The 16,268-nt window shown below is 69.3% G+C and carries 15 protein-coding genes; 3 read left to right on the top strand and 12 right to left on the bottom strand.

What is annotated here, in order from left to right; all coding sequences use genetic code 11:
• Positions 1 to 62 precede the first annotated feature (62 nt).
• The 8 genes from ABTX24_RS03780 to ABTX24_RS03745 all read right to left on the bottom strand — a co-directional run bounded on the left by ABTX24_RS03780 (position 63) and on the right by ABTX24_RS03745 (position 9,069).
• Entirely contained in the window at positions 63 to 1,469 is a 1,407-nt protein-coding gene (locus tag ABTX24_RS03780) for an amidase (protein ID WP_350716430.1), read from the bottom strand.
• 9 nt (positions 1,470 to 1,478) lie between these two features.
• Positions 1,479 to 2,438 carry a GNAT family N-acetyltransferase gene (locus ABTX24_RS03775; RefSeq protein WP_160024577.1) on the bottom strand — a complete coding sequence of 320 codons (960 nt, stop codon included), beginning with the start codon at positions 2,436 to 2,438 and terminating at the stop codon, positions 1,479 to 1,481.
• A gap of 102 nt (positions 2,439 to 2,540) precedes the next feature.
• Positions 2,541 to 3,080 carry an NADPH-dependent FMN reductase gene (locus tag ABTX24_RS03770; protein ID WP_160024578.1) on the bottom strand — a complete coding sequence of 180 codons (540 nt, stop codon included), beginning with the start codon at positions 3,078 to 3,080 and terminating at the stop codon, positions 2,541 to 2,543.
• Positions 3,081 to 3,144: 64 nt separating this feature from the next.
• Positions 3,145 to 4,755, bottom strand: a complete 1,611-nt coding sequence (gene cimA / locus ABTX24_RS03765; protein WP_350837517.1) for a citramalate synthase — start codon at positions 4,753 to 4,755, stop codon at positions 3,145 to 3,147.
• A gap of 180 nt (positions 4,756 to 4,935) precedes the next feature.
• On the bottom strand, positions 4,936 to 6,441 hold the full coding sequence (locus tag ABTX24_RS03760; RefSeq protein ID WP_350837515.1) for a protein kinase domain-containing protein: 1,506 nt from the start codon (positions 6,439 to 6,441) through the stop codon (positions 4,936 to 4,938).
• Positions 6,442 to 6,665: 224 nt separating this feature from the next.
• Positions 6,666 to 7,745 (bottom strand): branched-chain amino acid aminotransferase, encoded by a 1,080-nt coding sequence (locus tag ABTX24_RS03755; protein ID WP_350837513.1) that lies wholly within the window; start codon positions 7,743 to 7,745, stop codon positions 6,666 to 6,668.
• 103 nt (positions 7,746 to 7,848) lie between these two features.
• Complete coding sequence (locus tag ABTX24_RS03750; RefSeq protein WP_350837511.1) at positions 7,849 to 8,904, bottom strand: 3-isopropylmalate dehydrogenase; 1,056 nt, start codon at positions 8,902 to 8,904, stop codon at positions 7,849 to 7,851.
• Positions 8,905 to 8,913: 9 nt separating this feature from the next.
• Entirely contained in the window at positions 8,914 to 9,069 is a 156-nt protein-coding gene (locus tag ABTX24_RS03745) for a hypothetical protein (RefSeq protein ID WP_160024583.1), read from the bottom strand.
• A 267-nt stretch (positions 9,070 to 9,336) separates the two neighbouring features.
• Here ABTX24_RS03745 and ABTX24_RS03740 point away from each other — a divergent pair, with 267 nt between their 5' ends.
• Positions 9,337 to 9,906, top strand: coding sequence for an O-methyltransferase (locus tag ABTX24_RS03740; RefSeq protein WP_160024584.1), 570 nt, complete (start codon positions 9,337 to 9,339; stop codon positions 9,904 to 9,906).
• 19 nt (positions 9,907 to 9,925) lie between these two features.
• Here ABTX24_RS03740 and ABTX24_RS03735 read toward each other — a convergent pair whose 3' ends face one another.
• On the bottom strand, positions 9,926 to 10,621 hold the full coding sequence (locus ABTX24_RS03735) for a DsbA family oxidoreductase (protein ID WP_350837509.1): 696 nt from the start codon (positions 10,619 to 10,621) through the stop codon (positions 9,926 to 9,928).
• Between the two features lie 148 nt (positions 10,622 to 10,769).
• Between ABTX24_RS03735 and ABTX24_RS03730 the strand changes: the two genes are divergently transcribed.
• Both ABTX24_RS03730 and ABTX24_RS03725 read left to right on the top strand, forming a co-directional pair.
• Positions 10,770 to 11,687: an ABC transporter ATP-binding protein gene (locus tag ABTX24_RS03730; RefSeq protein ID WP_160024589.1), complete on the top strand. Its 918-nt coding sequence runs from the start codon at positions 10,770 to 10,772 to the stop codon at positions 11,685 to 11,687.
• Positions 11,684 to 12,517 (top strand): ABC transporter permease subunit, encoded by an 834-nt coding sequence (locus tag ABTX24_RS03725; RefSeq protein ID WP_160024590.1) that lies wholly within the window; start codon positions 11,684 to 11,686, stop codon positions 12,515 to 12,517. Before ABTX24_RS03730 ends, ABTX24_RS03725 begins: the two co-directional genes overlap by 4 nt.
• Positions 12,518 to 12,622: 105 nt before the next feature.
• Here the strand turns inward: ABTX24_RS03725 and ilvC are convergent, their stop codons facing one another.
• From ilvC to ABTX24_RS03710, 3 genes are read right to left on the bottom strand one after another with little or no spacing between them, the layout of a single operon-like run.
• Positions 12,623 to 13,648 carry a ketol-acid reductoisomerase gene (gene ilvC / locus ABTX24_RS03720; protein ID WP_160024591.1) on the bottom strand — a complete coding sequence of 342 codons (1,026 nt, stop codon included), beginning with the start codon at positions 13,646 to 13,648 and terminating at the stop codon, positions 12,623 to 12,625.
• Between the two features lie 35 nt (positions 13,649 to 13,683).
• A complete protein-coding gene (ilvN, locus tag ABTX24_RS03715; RefSeq protein WP_141792540.1) occupies positions 13,684 to 14,247 on the bottom strand; it encodes an acetolactate synthase small subunit in 564 nt (187 codons plus the stop codon).
• Complete coding sequence (locus ABTX24_RS03710; RefSeq protein ID WP_160024592.1) at positions 14,247 to 15,998, bottom strand: acetolactate synthase large subunit; 1,752 nt, start codon at positions 15,996 to 15,998, stop codon at positions 14,247 to 14,249. Before ABTX24_RS03710 ends, ilvN begins: the two co-directional genes overlap by 1 nt.
• Positions 15,999 to 16,268: the final 270 nt, after the last annotated feature.

The raw sequence follows: 16,268 nt of genomic DNA, 5'->3' as shown, positions 1-16,268 counted from the left end.
GTCGACCTTCGTCGCCCACGACTACAGATTCGGCGCGCCATTTCTGCGGTCTCGGCGAGGCTTCACCAGCCGGGCGGGAGCCGGTGGTCCCAGAGGGCGGCGTCCTCGATCTGGGCCGCGAGGGAGAGCAGGAGGGGCTCCTCAGCGGGGCGGGCGGCGAGCATGACGCCGACAGGAAGACCGGACGGGGTCCAGTGGAGGGGCAGGGAGATGGCGGGCATGCCGGTGACGTTCCAGGCGGAAGTCCAGGGGGTGAACGCCTTCTGCGCCTCGAAGTCGGCGGCGGGGTCGGCGTCGTCACGGATCGCACCGACCTTCGGCGGCGGGGTGGCCAGGGTCGGGGTGAGCACGGCGTCGTAGGGCGCCAGCGCCTCCAGGGCCATGGCGGCGTACCGACGCAGCTCGGCGATCGCCAGCCCGAACTCCGGGCCGCTGAACGCCTCTCCCCGCTCGGTGAGCCAGCGGGTCAGCGGCCGGATCTGGGATCGCTGATCCGGGGTGAGGTTGACGACCGACATCGCGGTCCCGACCGCCCAGACCGTCTCGAAGACCGCGACCGCCTCGACCGGCAGCGGCCGCGGGATGTCGACGATCTCGTGGCCCAGCGATTCCAACAAGGCAGAGGCGTTCTCCCAGGCGGCGACGCACTCGGGATCGACCGAGGTCGGGGCGATCAGCGGCTCGATGAACCGGGCGATGCGCAGCCGCCCCGGCGGCCGCTCGCACGCGTCCAGGAACGGGAGCGGCTCCTCGGGAGCCCAGAAGGGATCGCCCGTACGCCGCCCCGCGAGCACGTCGAGGAAGGCCGCCGCGTCGCGTACCGTCCGAGCGATCGGGCCGGCGGTGGCGAGCCCGGCGGCGTCGCCGTACATCGGCGACGGGGATATCCGCCCGCGCGTGGGCTTGAGGCCGACCAGCCCGCAACACGAGGCCGGGATCCGGATCGATCCGCCGCCGTCGGAGCCCTGCGCGACCGGCACCAGGCCGGCGGCGACCGCGGCGGCAGCACCTCCGGAGGAGCCGCCGGCGATCCGCGTACGGTCCCAGGGGGTGACGGCGGGCGGCGCCACGTCCGGCTCGGTGTAGCAGGGCGAGCCGAACTCAGGAGTGTTGGTCTTCCCGAGCGAGATCATCCCGGCCGCCTCGATGGACAGGGTGACGTTGTCGGAGATGTCGGGTACGAAGTCGGCGAAGGCAGCCGACCCGAAGGTCGTACGCACCCCGCGGGTGAGGTTGAGGTCCTTGATCGCGGTGGGTACGCCCCACAGCGGTGAGGCACCGACCGGCTTGACCACGAGCTCACGAGCGCAGGTCGAGATCCGCTCCTCGGCCACGGTGACAAAGGCGCCGACGTCGTCGAGCCTCGCGATCCTGTCGAGGTAGTGCTCGGCGAGCTCTCCTGGGGAGACCTCGCATCGATGCAGCAGCTCTCCCTGTTCCAGGGCGGTCAGATCATGAAGCTCGGCCACCCCTGCAGACTAGTGGCCCGAGCGCCACTCGTCCTCGAGCATCGCGTAGTGCACCAGTGTCGTCCACTCACCCTTGAACCACTCGGCCTCGCGCTCGACGGCTTCCTTCCGCATCCCGAGCCGCTCGATCACCCGCGCCGAGGCGGTGTTGCGCTCGTCGACCCGGGCGGTCACCCGGTGCAGGCCGAGCCCGTCGAAGGCCAGCCCCAGGAGCGCCCGCGCGGTCTCGGTGGCGAAGCCGCGGCCGCTGAACTCGGGGTTGAAGGCATAGCCGATCTCCCCCGACCGCTGCTCCTTGCTGTGCCAGAAGAGCACCACGTCGCCGATCAGCCGGCCCTCGTGCTCGACGGCGAGGCAGAGCACCTCACCCTCGCGGCGCAGGACGGAGAGACGCCTCTCGGGTGCGTACGCCTTTCGCAGTTCGTCGCGGTCACGCGGAACCGGCGGGATGTAGCGGCACACCTCCTCGAGCGAGAGATAGGCGTGCAGGTCGTCGAGGTCGCGCTCGACGTCGATCGGGCGCAACGCCAGCCGCTCGGTGGTGACCGGATAGTCCGGCGCCAGAACGGGCTCGGCGAGCTCCTGGAAGACACTCAGATGCAGCCCCGCCGGCCCGTCGAGACGGGCGTTGAGCGACTCCCACGGGGTGCGGGTGGGTGGCGCGACGAGGGTGGCGCCGCCATCGACGAGCCGGGAGGCGACGGTGGCGGAGTCCTCGACCTCGAACGCCACCCGGACGTGCCCGGCCGCCGGCTGCCCGACCTCGACCTCGTCGATGTAGGCGTGCTGGGCGGAGTTGGCGAGCTCGAGCGTGGCCAGGCCGGCGTCGAGGATCGTCACATGGGCCTCACCGGGGCCGGAGAAGGCGGCCTGCTCCGGCAGGCCGAGGGTGTCGCGGTAGAAGGCCACCGCCTGCTCGTAGTCCTTCGCCTCGACGACCAGGCGGAGCTGTTTCACGGGTCCACTCATGGCCGCAACGTACGGCCGAATCGCCCGTCGCGCACGCGATAAATCACCAAGGGCAGGTCTCCCCCCGCAGAGACCTGCCCTCGTGGTGCTGCAGGTTGGGGCTCAGACAGCGGCGGGCTGGAAGCCCGCGAGCTTCTCGACGGCCTCACGGAAGCGGCCCTGGGCCTCGGCGTCGGTGAAGACGTCGATCTCGTGGACCGGCTGGGAGACGATGGCGTCCTCGACGACGATGGCGCCGCCGATGCCGGCCGAGCGGGCGGCGTCGGCGTGGGACCACTTGGCACCGTAGGGCGTCGGGGCGACGCCGACGACCGAGAGGATCTTGCCCTTGAGCACGCCGGCGGCGTAGGGGCGCGAGAGCCAGTCGATCGCGTTGTTGATGACGGCGGGCATCGTGCCGTTGTACTCCGGGGTCACGATGAGGACGCGGTCGGCCTCGTCGATCACCTTGCGGAGCTGGCTCACGGCCTCGCCCGGGTCGGCCTCGAGGTCCTCGTTGAAGAACGGCACGTCCGCGAGTCCGTCGACGATCTCCAGGACGACACCCTCAGGCGCTTCGGCGACGAGCTTCTCGGCGAGCTTGCGGTTGATGGAGTCGGCGCGCAGGCTGCCAACGAGTACGGCGATACGGGTGTCGGTCACGGGTTCTCCTCGTAGGACGCGGATAGTTCAATGTTGAAGTGTTCAACGCCCGCGTCCCGGGGATTCATTCCGTGACAACAGCCTCCGACGGTGTGGTCTCGCCCACATGCCGGCGCAGCCCGAAGGTGAGCCCGTCGACCAGCGCCTCCCACGACGCCTCGATCACGTTCGACCCGACCCCGACTGTCGTCCACGACGTCGAGCCGTCGGAGGTCTCGATCAGCACCCGCGTCCTGGCATCGGTGCCGTGTCCCTGGTCGAAGAGCCGCACCTTGAAGTCGATCAGGTCGAAGTCGGCGACCACCGGGAAGGCACGCGTGATCGCGGCCCGCAGCGCCTGGTCGAGCGCGTTGACCGGGCCGTTGCCCTCGCCGGTCTCGACGTGACGTACGCCGTCGGCGTGGATCTTCACGATCGCCTCGGTGGTCGAGCCGGTCTCTGCACCGCCACCGCGGGCCTCGGAGATGACCCGCCAGGACTCGACGTCGAAGAAGGACGGCCGGGCGCCCTCGACCTCCTCGATCAGGAGCAGCTCGAAGGAGGCGTCGGCCGCCTCGAAGGTGTAGCCACGCTGCTCGGCCTCCTTGACCCGCTCGGTCACCCGGGCCACCAGGTCGCGGTCGTCGGAGAGGTCGTAGCCGAGCTCGCGCCCCTTCAGCTCGATCGAGGCCCTCCCGGCCATGTCCGAGACCAGCAGCCGCATGTCGTTGCCGACACCGGCCGGGTCCATGTGCTGGTAGAGGTTGGGGTCCACCTTGATCGCGGAGGCGTGTAGCCCGGCCTTGTGGGTGAACGCGGAGGCACCGACGTACGGCTGGCGGCCCGCGGGCGGCACGTTGGTCACCTCGGCCACCGCGTGGGCGACGCGGGTCGCCTCGCCAAGCAGCCCCGTCGGCAGCACGTCGCGGCCCAGCTTCAGCTGCAGGTTGGCGACCACGGAGACGAGGTCGGCGTTGCCCGTACGCTCCCCGTAGCCGTTGATGCAGCCCTGGACGTGCATCGCGCCGGCGTCCACGGCGGCCAGCGAGTTGGCGACCGCGCACCCGGTGTCGTTGTGGCAGTGGATGCCGACCGCTCCCTGGGTGGCGCCGCGGACGTCGTGGACGACGTCGGCCACCCAGCCCGGCAGCATCCCGCCGTTGGTGTCGCACAGCGCGACCACCTCGGCACCCGCCTCGTAGGCGGTCTTCAGGACCTCCAGCGCGTAGTCGCGGTTGGCCCGGTAGCCGTCGAAGAAGTGCTCGGCGTCGAGGAAGACCTGCTGGCCCTCTTCGCGCAGGTGGGAGACCGTGTCGCGGATCATCGCGAGGTTCTCCTCGAGCGTGGTGCGCAACGCGAGCTCGACGTGGCGGTCGTGGGACTTGGCGACGAGGGTGACGACGGAGGCCCCGGAGTCGCGGAGGGCGGCGACCTGCGGGTCGTCAGCAGCCCGCACGCCGGCCCGGCGGGTCGACCCGAACGCCGCCAGCCGCGCGTGCTTGAGGTCGAGCTCGGAGACGGCCCGCTTGAAGAACTCGGTGTCCTTCGGGTTCGCACCGGGCCAGCCGCCCTCGATGAACCCGACGCCCAGACCGTCGAGGTGCCGGGCGATCGCGAGCTTGTCGGCGACGCTGAGGTTCAGGCCCTCCTGCTGCGCACCGTCGCGCAGGGTGGTGTCGTAGACGTGGAATTCCATGGCTCTGTGTCCTCGGGTCCTCGGGCTGGGCTGGGTTGGGTTGGGTTGGGCAACAAAAAACCCTCTCGGGAACGAGAGGGTGGCGCGTCGGGCAAGGCTCGACGCGCTAGCGAATGATGATGACGTACGTCGTCATAGCCCTGATACTGCCACGAAATCTTTCTCCATGGGACGGGCGTCTCACCAGCCGAGGAGCTCGACCCACCACGGCTCGTCGCCACCGGAGAACTGCGAGCCCTCGTCGGCGAGGGTCTGGATCGGGAAGAGCGCCAGGGTGATGACCACCGCGAACCCGAGGATCCACGGCACCCATCGCGCCGAGATCCGGTGGACCGCCTTGGTCACCGGGTCACGCAGCCGGTCGCGCCCGGAGCCGGTCCACAGAGCGCCGACGAACGCCAGGCCGGCAAAGCCCAGCGTCGCCTCGAGGGAGAGCTGCAGGGCGAAGCCGATCAGCACCGCCGCCACCACGAACCCGAAGCCCCACACCCCGACGACGAACGTCTTCGGGAGCGAGCGGACCAGGCGCCAGGGAGCGCCGATCAGCAGCCGGGGCGCGTCATGCCACTTGCGACCGCGATACCACCGCCACCGGCGCAGATCGCCGGCGGCAAGCGTGCCGGCGCGGATCAGCCACGCCGCGCCGAGCACGGCCCAGAAGCCGACGCTCGGGAACGCAGCGATCACGCCGACGGCGAAGGCGAGCAGGCCGAGCCAGACGGCACCCCGGCGCAGCTTCTCCAGGCCGCTGTCCTGGCGCGGGCCGAGCTTCTGGATCGGGGTGAACGGCGCGGCCGGCGTGGTGGCCTTCTCGCGCTCGGCCCGGTCGCTCAGCGAGAGCTGCTCCACCGGCCGGTGCACGAACGGCCGGCGCGGCGTACGCAGCCACTCGCGCACCTCGTCCAGCGTCGGGCGGTCTGCGGGGTCGGGCGACAGCGCCTGGCCGAGCAGCCCGCGCAGCGGCTGCGGCACCCCCTCGAGGTCGTGCTCACCGCGCCGGGCGCGGTCCATCAGCTTCATCGAGTTGCCCTCGCCGAAGGGCGGGCGGCCGGTCGCGGCGTACGCCACCACGGAGGCCCACGAGTGCACGTCCGAGGCAGGAGTGGCCGGCTCGCCGACCGCGATCTCGGGCGGAAGGTAGCCGGGGGTGCCGATCAGCAGACCGGTCACGGTGATCTTCGGGTCGTCGGCGACGCGGGCGAGCCCGAAGTCGATCAGGATCGGGGTGCGCCCCTCGACGATGATGTTGGCCGGCTTGATGTCACGGTGGAGGACGCCGACGGCGTGGCAGTCGGCGATGCCTTCGGCCAGGTCGCTGGCCAGCTGCTCGACGTCGTCGCGCGACAGCGGCCCCTCGTTGATGATCTTGTCGTGCAGCGTCGGCCCCGGCACGTAGCGGGTCGCCAGCCAGGGCACCTCGCCCCACGGGTCGGCGCCGACGACTCCGGCCACCCACCTGCTCCGCACCCGCTGCAGCGAGGAGACCTCGCGCGCGAGCCGATGGCGGCCCTCCTCATCCCCCACGAACTGGGTACGCAGCACCTTCAGCGCCACCCGCTCACCGCTCGTGCGGTGGCTGGCCAGATGGACCCGTCCCATCCCGCCCTGCCCCAGCAGGGAGAGCAGGTCGTAGTCACCAACGGTGTCCCGTTGGGTCGCCGGGAGACGGCGAGGGGCTGTCGTCACGAGACAAACCTTATCCGCCACAGACGACACCCCGCCCAGACGACCGGAGCGAGGTCGAGCGGCGAGCTTGCTCGTCCGCTCGCGCCGAGCGAGGGAGTAACCGCGCGAAGCGCGGAGGCGTCAGCTACGTCGGCCGAGGCGTCGCTCCCGTCGGCCGAGATGGCACCGATCTGCCATGTCGATTCGCGGGAGTGACGCCTCGGCCTGCGCACGTGACGTCTGGGCTAGACGATCTTGCGCATCCAGCCGAAGGTGTCCTCGGCCCGGCCGAACTGGATGTCGACGAGCTGCTTGCGGATGGTCTTCCAGACCTCGCCGTCACCGGCGGAGGCGATGGAGCCGCCGTTGTAGACGAGCTCACCGACCGGGGTGACGACGGCGGCGGTGCCGCAGGCGAAGACCTCGGTGATCTCGCCGGACTCGACGCCGGACTTCCACTCGTCGATGGCGAACTTGCGCTCCTCGACGGTGTAGCCGAGCTTGCCCGCGAGCTCGATGATGGAGGCGCGGGTGATGCCTTCGAGGATCGTGCCGGTCTCGGGGGTGACGATCCGGCCGTCGGCGTGGACGAAGTAGAGGTTCATGCCGCCGAGCTCCTCGACGTACTTGCCCTCCTGCGCGTCCAGGAAGACCACCTGGTCGCAGCCGTTGGCCGAGGCCTCGGCCTGGGCAACGAGGGAGGAGGCGTAGTTGCCGCCGGTCTTGGCCGCGCCCATGCCGCCGCGGCCGGCGCGGGTGTAGTCCTCGGTCAGCCAGATCCGTACCGGCTTCACGCCGCCCTTGAAGTAGGAGCCGGCGGGCGAGGCGATGACCATGTAGGTCACGTGCTGGGCCGGGCGCACGCCGAGGAAAGACTCCGAGGCGAACATGAAGGGCCGCAGGTAGAGGCTCTTCTCATCGCTCTCCGAGGCCTCGGGCACCCAGCGCCGGTCGACCTTGACGAGGTCGAAGACGGTCTGCACGAAGTCCTCGATCTCGAGGACGGGCAGCGCGAGCCGCTCGCTGGAGCGGGCCATCCGGGCGGCGTTGGCCTCGGGCCGGAACGACCAGATCGAGCCGTCGGCGTGCCGGTAGGCCTTCATCCCCTCGAAGATCTCCTGGGCGTAGTGCAGCACGGCTGCCGACGGGTCCAGGCTGAGCGGTGCGTACGGCTCGATGCGACCGTTGTGCCAGCCCTGTTCGGGCGTCCACTCGACGGTGAGCATGTGATCGGTGAAATGGTTGCCGAAGCCTGGGTTCGCCAGGACCTCCGCGAGCTGCTTGTCGGTGGCCGGTTGGGTCGACAATGTGGTGCTGATCTCCATGACCATGAGATTAGTCCTGTTCTGCGGTCGAAACGTAAGTGATGAGGACAGACGAAGGGCCGGGCGCAGAAACTCTGCGCCCGGCCCCTTCGGGGATGAGCGGCTAGCCGGCTACGCGGGCGGCGATCGCGTCGCCGACCTCGGAGGTCGTACGTGGCTCGGTGCCGCGCTCGGAGAGATCGGCGAGCACGGCGGCGTCGATGGCGGCGGCAGCCTCGGGGTGACCGAGGTGCTCGAGCAGAAGGGCCCCGGACAGGATGGCCGCGGTGGGGTCCGCCTTCTGCTGGCCGGCGATGTCGGGGGCGGAGCCGTGGACCGGCTCGAACATCGAGGGGAACTCCCGGGAGGAGTTGATGTTGCCGGAGGCGGCCAGGCCGATGCCACCGGTGATGGCGGCGGCGAGGTCGGTGATGATGTCGCCGAAGATGTTGTCGGTGACGATCACGTCGAAGCGGGCCGGGTCGGTGGCCAGGAAGATCATCACCGCGTCGATGTGGAGGTAGTCCACGGTGACGTCGGGGAACTCCTCGGCGACCTGCTGGCTGATCCGCCACCACAGCGAGCCGGCGTTGACGAGCACGTTGGTCTTGTGGACCAGAGTCAGCTTCTTGCGCGAGCGCGCCTGGGCACGAGCGAAGGCGTCGCGTACGACCCGCTCCACGCCGTAGGCGGTGTTGACCGAGGTCTCGGTGGCGACCTCGTGCGGGGTTCCGACCCGCATCGCGCCACCGTTGCCGGTGTAGAGGCCCTCGGTGCCCTCGCGCACCACGACGAAGTCGATCTCGCCCTTGTCGAGCACGGCCGGCGACAGCGGGGAGATCGCCCCCGGGAAGAGCCGCGACGGGCGCAGGTTGACGTAGTGGTCGAGCTCGAAACGGAGCTTGAGCAGCAGCCCGCGCTCAAGGATGCCGGGAGGCAGGTTCGGGTCGTTCGGCTTGCCGCCGATCGCGCCGAGCAGGATGGCGTCCTGCTCCTTGATCTCGTCGAGAACGGACTCGGGGAGCACCTCACCGGTGGCGAGATAGCGCTCGGCGCCGAGGTCGTAGCGGGTCTGCTCGAACTTCACCGGAGAGGCGATCTCGAGCACCTTCAGCGCCTCGGCGGTCACCTCCGGTCCGATGCCGTCGCCGGGGATCACTGCGAGGTTGGTCGTAGACATACGGCGAGACTAGTTGTCGTCGGGCAGCTGGCCGCCGTTGTCCCGCAGGTCGAGCGCCTGCTGCACCGCAGCGATGGTGTTCTCGACGCTGTGCGGGTTGTCCGGGTTGTGGCTCGCCGGCCCCCACTCGCGGTACTCAGGGCTTTCGGGGTACATCGCGTACATGGCTTCTTCCTTCACACTTCGGGTCAACAGAGGGGTGTGGGAGAGAAGCCGGGGTCTTTAGAAGACGGAAGCCACCGCGACGAGGTGGCTTCTCCTGCGGTCGTTACCGCCGGGCCCCGTCGCGGCACTCGAGTACGAGAAAAATGCTCCGCATGGTGTTCTGACGTTAACCCGGGAGACGCTTCCAGAGAGCAGATCTGGACGAATGGTCCGCCATCCGAGACACCCGTGCGCGCGCTCACACGCGATATCGGGAAGACTGGCCCTGTGAGTGCACCCCCAGAGCTTCCGGACATCGTGACCCGCGCCTTCGACGTCTCCCGTCGCGCGGGCTATGTGTCGTTCTGCCGCAACGAGACCGGGCGGCTGCTGGCGACTCTGGCGGCCACCCGAAGCGGCACGATGGCGGAGTTCGGCACCGGTTGCGGTGTCGGCACCGCGTGGCTGCGAAGCGGCGTACGCGGCCAGGCCGCCCAGATCGTCTCCGCCGAGCTCGACGAGCACCTCGCCAAGGAGGCCGCCGAGATCTTCGCCGACGACGCGCAGGTCGAGGTCATCGCCGCCGACTGGGGCATCCTGCGCGACCGTGGCCCGTTCGCGCTGCTGTTCCTCGACGCCGAGACCCCCGGCGGGGTCTCCCCCGACCAGCTCTCCGACCTCGTCGAGGAGGGCGGCATCGTCGTCATCGACGACCTCATCCCCACCGACCTGTGGCCGCCGATCGTCTACGGCCGCGTCGACAGCCTGCGCGAGTCCTGGCTCACCGACGAGCGCTTCACCACCGTCGAGGTCATGGTCGCCGCCGACACCAGCGTCCTGCTCGCCACCAAGCGCTAGGCCGTTCCGGCCCGGCGGCTCAGATCGCGCAGCCGTCGGGACCGCAGGCGTCGCCCTCGCCGACGAGCGTGAGCGCCGGCTTGGTCTCGGCGTGCACCTTCTCCAGGAGCTGGCTGAACAGGTCGGTCGGCTGAGCGCCTGAGACGCCGTACTTCCCCTCAACGACGTAGAAGGGAACCCCGGTCGCCCCGTAGGCGCGGGCCTGGTCGATGTCGGCCTGCACGTCGTCGGCGAACTCGTCGCCCGCGAGGACCTCGTCCACGCGGCCGGCGTCGAGACCGACGTTCACCGCAGCCTGCTTCAGGACGGCGTGGTCGCCCATCGACTCACCGCGGGTGAAGTACGCAGCGAGCAGCTCCTCCTTGAGCACGGCCTGCTTGCCCTCGGCCTTGGCCAGATGGAGCAGCCGGTGAGCGTCGATGGTGCGCGCGTGCGGGGTGTCCTCGTGACGGAACTCGAGACCGGCCGCGGCGGCGGGCACGTTGGCCTGCTTCATCATCTCGCGGGCCTGGTCGACGGAGGCGCCGAACTTCTTTGCCAGGGCCTCGACCGTGGTCTCGACGGGCACCTGCGGCGCGGTCGGGTCGAGCTCGAAGGAGTGGTAGACGATCTCGACGTCGTCGCTGTGCTCGAAGCGCTCCAGGGCTTCCTCGAGGTGGCGCTTGCCGATGTAGCACCAGGGACAGACAACGTCGGACCAGACATCAATACGCATGCCCTGAGAACGTTTCGTCCGGTACGAAACATTCCACAGTGGACCGATCTACCCCGAGACGGTCTCAGGGGAGATCAGGGGAAGGTCCAGGCACCCGCCAGGGATCTGCCCGACGCGCCCGGGGGTCGCCTGGCACCAGGCTCGGAGCATGATCCAGATCGATGCCCTCTCCAAGAGGTACGGCAGGTTCACGGCCGTCGACAACGTGACCTTCACCGCCGAGCCCGGTCGGGTGACCGGCTTCCTCGGCCCCAACGGCGCCGGTAAGTCCACGACCATGCGCATCCTGGTCGGACTCACCGATCCGTCCTCCGGCAGCGCCCACCTGCTGGGCCGCCACTTCTCCCAGCTGCCCAACCCCGGTCGCGAGGTCGGCGTGCTGCTGGACGCCTCCGCCCAGCACGGCGGGCGCACCGGCCGCGAGATCCTCACCCTGGCCGCCCGCACCATGGGGCTGCCGAAGTCCAGCGTCGCCGAGACCCTCGACCGGGTCAGCCTGACCGAGGAGGAGGCCGGTCGTCGCGTACGCAACTACTCACTCGGGATGCGGCAGCGGCTCGGCATCGCGACGGCTCTGATCGGCGACCCCGAGGTGCTGATCCTCGACGAGCCGGCCAACGGCCTCGACCCGGCCGGCATCCGCTGGATGCGCGACCTGCTGCGCGGCTTCGCCGACGACGGCGGCACCGTGCTGCTCTCCTCGCACCTGCTGCACGAGATCGAGGTGATCGCCGATGACATCGTGGTGATCGGCAACGGCCGGATCGTGGCGCAGGGCACCAAGCAGGAGCTGCTCACCAGCGGCGAGACGTACGCCCGCTCCAGCGACCCCACCTCGCTCGGCCGGGCCCTCCAGCGGGCCGGCCACACCGCCGAGCTCACCACCGAGGGGGCGGTCCTCAGCGACGCCGACCTCACCACCGTCGGCCAGATCGCCTTCGACACCGGGCTGGTGCTGACCGAGCTCCGCGCCGCCGACGGCGCCGGCCTGGAGGAGATGTTCCTCCAGCTCACCGCCGAGACCCAGCGCGACCACCTCGAGACTCCCGAAGGGAATGCAGCATGACCACCACGACCCTCGCCCCTGAGCCGGCCACGCCGGCCGGACGCAACCCCGAGGCAGTACGCCGCCGCGAGCGGGCCGTGCCCGCCCCGATCCCCTTCGGCCGGATCGCCGGCGTCGAGCTGCGCAAGATGTTCGACACCCGCTCAGGGTTCTGGCTGATGGCCAGCCTGGTCGTGCTCTCGCTGGCCGCGACCGCGGTGACGATCATCTTCGTCGACGCCGACAACCTCGACTACGAGGGCTTCGCCAGCGCCTGGGGCATGCCGATGTCGGTGGTCCTGCCGATGATCGCAGTGCTGGCGGTCACCAGCGAATGGAGCGCCCGCAGCGCACTGACCACCTTCACCCTGGTGCCCGGCCGCGGCCGCGTCATCGCCGCGAAGGCCCTGGTCACCGCCGTGGTCGGCGTCGTCGCCATCGCGGTAGCGGCGGCCGTCGGGGCGCTCGGCTACCTCGGCGTGGCAGCCGTCATGGACCTCGACCCGGTGTGGAACATCTCGTTCACCGAGCTCGCCCAGGTGACCCTGGCCAGCGAGATCGGCATGTTCATGGGCTTCATGCTCGGCACGGTCTTCCGCAGCTCGCCGGGTGCGATCGTGGCGTACTTCGTCTACGCCCTCGTCCTCCCCGGCGTCTCCTCGGCGCTCGCCTCGACCAACACCTGGTGGGCCGAGCACGCCACCTGGTTCGACCTCAACTGGGCGACGATGAACCTCTACTCCGAGATGACCGACAAGATGTGGGCCCAGCTGGGCGTCGCGGGCCTGATCTGGCTCGTGGTTCCGATGCTCGTCGGCCTCCGCCTGGTCCTCAAGTCCGAGGTCAAATAACCCGTCGAGTCGGCGCAAATTGACCACAGAACCAGCCGAGTCGGCGCGTTAGAACGCGCCGACTCGGCTGGGTTTTCTGTCAGTTTGTGCCGACTCGGCACCTTGTCAGCGGGCGGCTGAACCCTCGGTGTAGTCGTCGTCGGACTGGCTCCACGAGAAGTGGGCACGCAGGGCCTTGCCGGTGGCCTCGATCGGGTGACCGGCCTCCTCCTCGCGCAGCTTCTGGAACTCGGCCGCACCGTTGTCCTGGTCGGCGATGAAGCGGGCGGCGAAGGAGCCGTCCTGGATCTCGGCGAGCACCTGCTGCATGGTCTCCTTGACCTGCGGGCCGATGACGCGCGGGCCGGAGACGTAGTCGCCGTACTCAGCAGTGTCGGAGATCGACCAGCGCTGCTTGGCGATGCCGCCCTCCCACATCAGGTCCACGATGAGCTTGAGCTCGTGGAGCACCTCGAAGTAGGCGATCTCGGGCTGGTAGCCGGCCTCGGTGAGCGTCTCGAACCCGGCCTGGACCAGGTGGGACACACCGCCGCAGAGAACGGCCTGCTCGCCGAAGAGGTCGGTCTCGGTCTCCTCGGTGAAGGTCGTCTTGATGACGCCGGCGCGGGTGCCACCGATGCCCTTGGCGTACGACTTCGCGAGGTCCCAGGCGGAGCCGGAGGCGTCCTGCTCCACGGCGATGATGTCCGGGATGCCGCGGCCGGCGACGTACTCGCGACGGACGGTGTGGCCCGGGGCCTTCGGGGCGACCAGGATCACGTCGACGCCCTCGGGCGCCTTGATGTAGCCGAAGCGCACGTTGAAGCCGTGGCCGAAGACGAGGGTCTTGCCGGCGGTCACGTGGGGCGCGAGCTGGTCGTTGTAGAGACCACGCTGGTGCTGGTCGGGGGCGAGGATGACGATCACGTCGGCCTCGGCCGCGGCGTCGGCCGGCGCGAGGACCTTGAAGCCCTCCTCCTCGGCCTTGGGGGTCGACTTCGAACCGGGCTGCAGGCCGATGCGCACGTCCACACCGGAGTCACGCAGGTTGAGCGCGTGGGCGTGGCCCTGGCTGCCGTAGCCGATGACGGCAACCTTCTTCGCCTGGATCAGCGCGAGGTCGGCGTCGTCGTCGTAGAAAATCTCAGCCACGAGGGCTTCTCCTTTAGTTGTGTTTGATAGGGGATTCAGACCGCGGAAGGCGGAGCGGGCACAGCCACGGATCGCAGGCTGCGCTCGGAGATCGACCGGGAGCCGCGGCCCATGCCGACCATGCCGGACTGGGAGAGCTCACGGATGCCGAAGGGCTCGATGACCCGGAGGAAGTCGTTGAGCTTCCCGGTGTTGCCGGCGAGCTGGACGATGACCGTGTCGGTGGACACGTCGACGACCTTCGCCCGGAAGAGCTGGATGGTGTCGAGCACCTGGCTGCGGGTCTCCGTGGTGGCGGTGATCTTGACCAGCATGAGCGCGCGCTGGACGCGCGTCTCAGGCTCGAGCTCGACGATCTTGATCACCTCGACCAGCTTGTTGAGCTGCTTGGTGACCTGCTCGAGGGGGGTGTTCTCGAGATTGACCACGACCGTCATGCGGGAGAGCTCGTCGTGCTCGGTCGGACCGACCGCGAGAGACTCGATGTTGAAGCCGCGACGCGAGAAGAGCGCGGCCACGCGGGCCAGGACGCCGGGCTTGTTCTCGACCAGGACGCTCAGCGTGTGCTTGCCGCCGGTCTTCACGGGCTGAATGCTCATCACAGGTCGTCCTCGTCGAACTCGGGCGCGAGGTCGCGCGCGTACTGGATCTCGTCGTTGGAGGAGCCGGCGGCGACCATCGGCCACACCATGGCGTCCTTGTTGACCCGGAAGTCGACGACGACGGGCATGTCGTTGATCTCCATGGCCTTCTCGATGGTGGCGTCGACGTCGTCGGCAGAGTCGCAGGCCAGGCCGACGCAGCCCATGGCCTCGGCCAGCTTGGGGAAGTCAGGGATGCGCTTGGGCTGGCCGTGGGACTGCAGGTTGGTGTTGGAGTAGCGCTCGCCGTAGAAGAGCGTCTGCCACTGGCGCACCATGCCGAGGTTGTCGTTGTTGATGATCGCGACCTTGATCGGGATCCCCTCGATCGCGCAGGTGGCCAGCTCCTGGTTGGTCATCTGGAAGCAGCCGTCGCCGTCGATCGACCACACCGTGGAGTCCGGGCAGCCGACCTTCGCGCCCATCGCGGCCGGGACGGAGTAGCCCATCGTGCCGAGGCCGCCGGAGTTGATCCAGGTGTTGGGGTGCTCGTAGCCGATGAACTGCGCGGCCCACATCTGGTGCTGGCCGACGCCGGCGGTGAAGATCGTCTCCTCGCCGGAGATCTTGCCGAGCCGCTCGATGACGTACTGCGGAGAGAGGCCCTCGGCGGGAAGGTCGTAGCCGAGCGGGTACGCCTTCTTGATCCCGGCCATGAACGCGACCCAGCCCTCGTAGTCGCCCTCCTTGCCGGCTTCCTTCTCGGCGGTGAGCACCGCGATCAGGTCGGTGAGGACCTCACGCACGTCGCCCACGATCGGGACGTCGGCGTAGCGGTTCTTGCCGATCTCGGCCGGGTCGATGTCGGCGTGGATCACCTTGGCGTTGGGGGCGAAGGAGTCCAGGTTGCCAGTGACGCGGTCGTCGAAGCGGGCGCCGAGGCTGATGATCAGGTCCGACTTCTGCAGGCCGGCGACGGCGGGGACGGTGCCGTGCATGCCTGGCATCCCGAGGTGCTGCGGGTGGGAGTCGGGGAAGGCGCCGCGCGCCATCAGGGTGGTCACGACCGGGATCCCGGTGAGCGTGGCCAGCTGCAGCAGCTCGCGGTGGGCGCCGGAGCGGATGGTGCCGCCACCGACGTACAGGACCGGCTTCTTGGCCTCCAGCATCAGGCGCGCCGCCTCGCGGATCTGCTTGGCGTGCGGCCTGGTCACCGGGCGGTAGCCCGGCAGGTGGAGCTCGGTCGGCCACCGGTAGGTGGTGGTGGCCTGCAACGCCGACTTGGTGACGTCGACGAGGACCGGACCCGGCCTCCCGGAGGAGGCGAGGTGGAAGGCCTCAGCGACCCGCAGCGGGATCTCCGCGGGGTCGGTGATGAGGAAGCTGTGCTTGGTGACCGGCATCGTGATGCCGCGGATGTCCGCCTCCTGGAAGGCGTCGGTGCCGATCATCGCCGCGCCGACCTGGCCGGTGATGGCCACCATCGGCACGGAGTCCATGTTGGCGTCGGCGAGCGGGGTGACCAGGTTCGTCGCACCCGGGCCGCTGGTGGCCATGCAGACCCCGACCTTGCCGGTCGCGGCGGCGTAGCCCTGGGCGGCGTGGCCGGCGCCCTGCTCATGACGTACGAGAATGTGGCGGATCTTCGAGTCCATCAGCGGGTCGTAGGCCGGAAGGATCGCTCCTCCCGGAATGCCGAAGATGTTCTCGGCTCCCGCTGCTTCCAGCGACTTGATCAGGCTCTGTGCGCCTGTCATCTGCTCGCTCATGTCCGCCGTCCTACTCATCGGAGCTTCTACTCATGGGATCTCGTGGTGGGCTGCTTGTGCAACAAAAAACCCTCCGGCCCGGCGGGCAACGGAGGGAGACGCGTCGTCTGGGGCCAGTGGCTCCTAGGCGACGCGCCTGATAAGTACGAGAATGCTGTTCAGCATGCCCACACGTTAACCCCATGTGTCGCGCCGTGTCACCACACCCTATCGCGCGTCCCATGATCTGAGATCACCGTCCCAGTATCTGTCAGTCGTTCGGTTGCGGAT

Source organism: Nocardioides sp. NPDC127514 (genome assembly GCF_040302125.1).
Classification (GTDB): domain Bacteria; phylum Actinomycetota; class Actinomycetes; order Propionibacteriales; family Nocardioidaceae; genus Nocardioides.
This window is presented reverse-complemented; position numbering and strand designations above follow the sequence as displayed.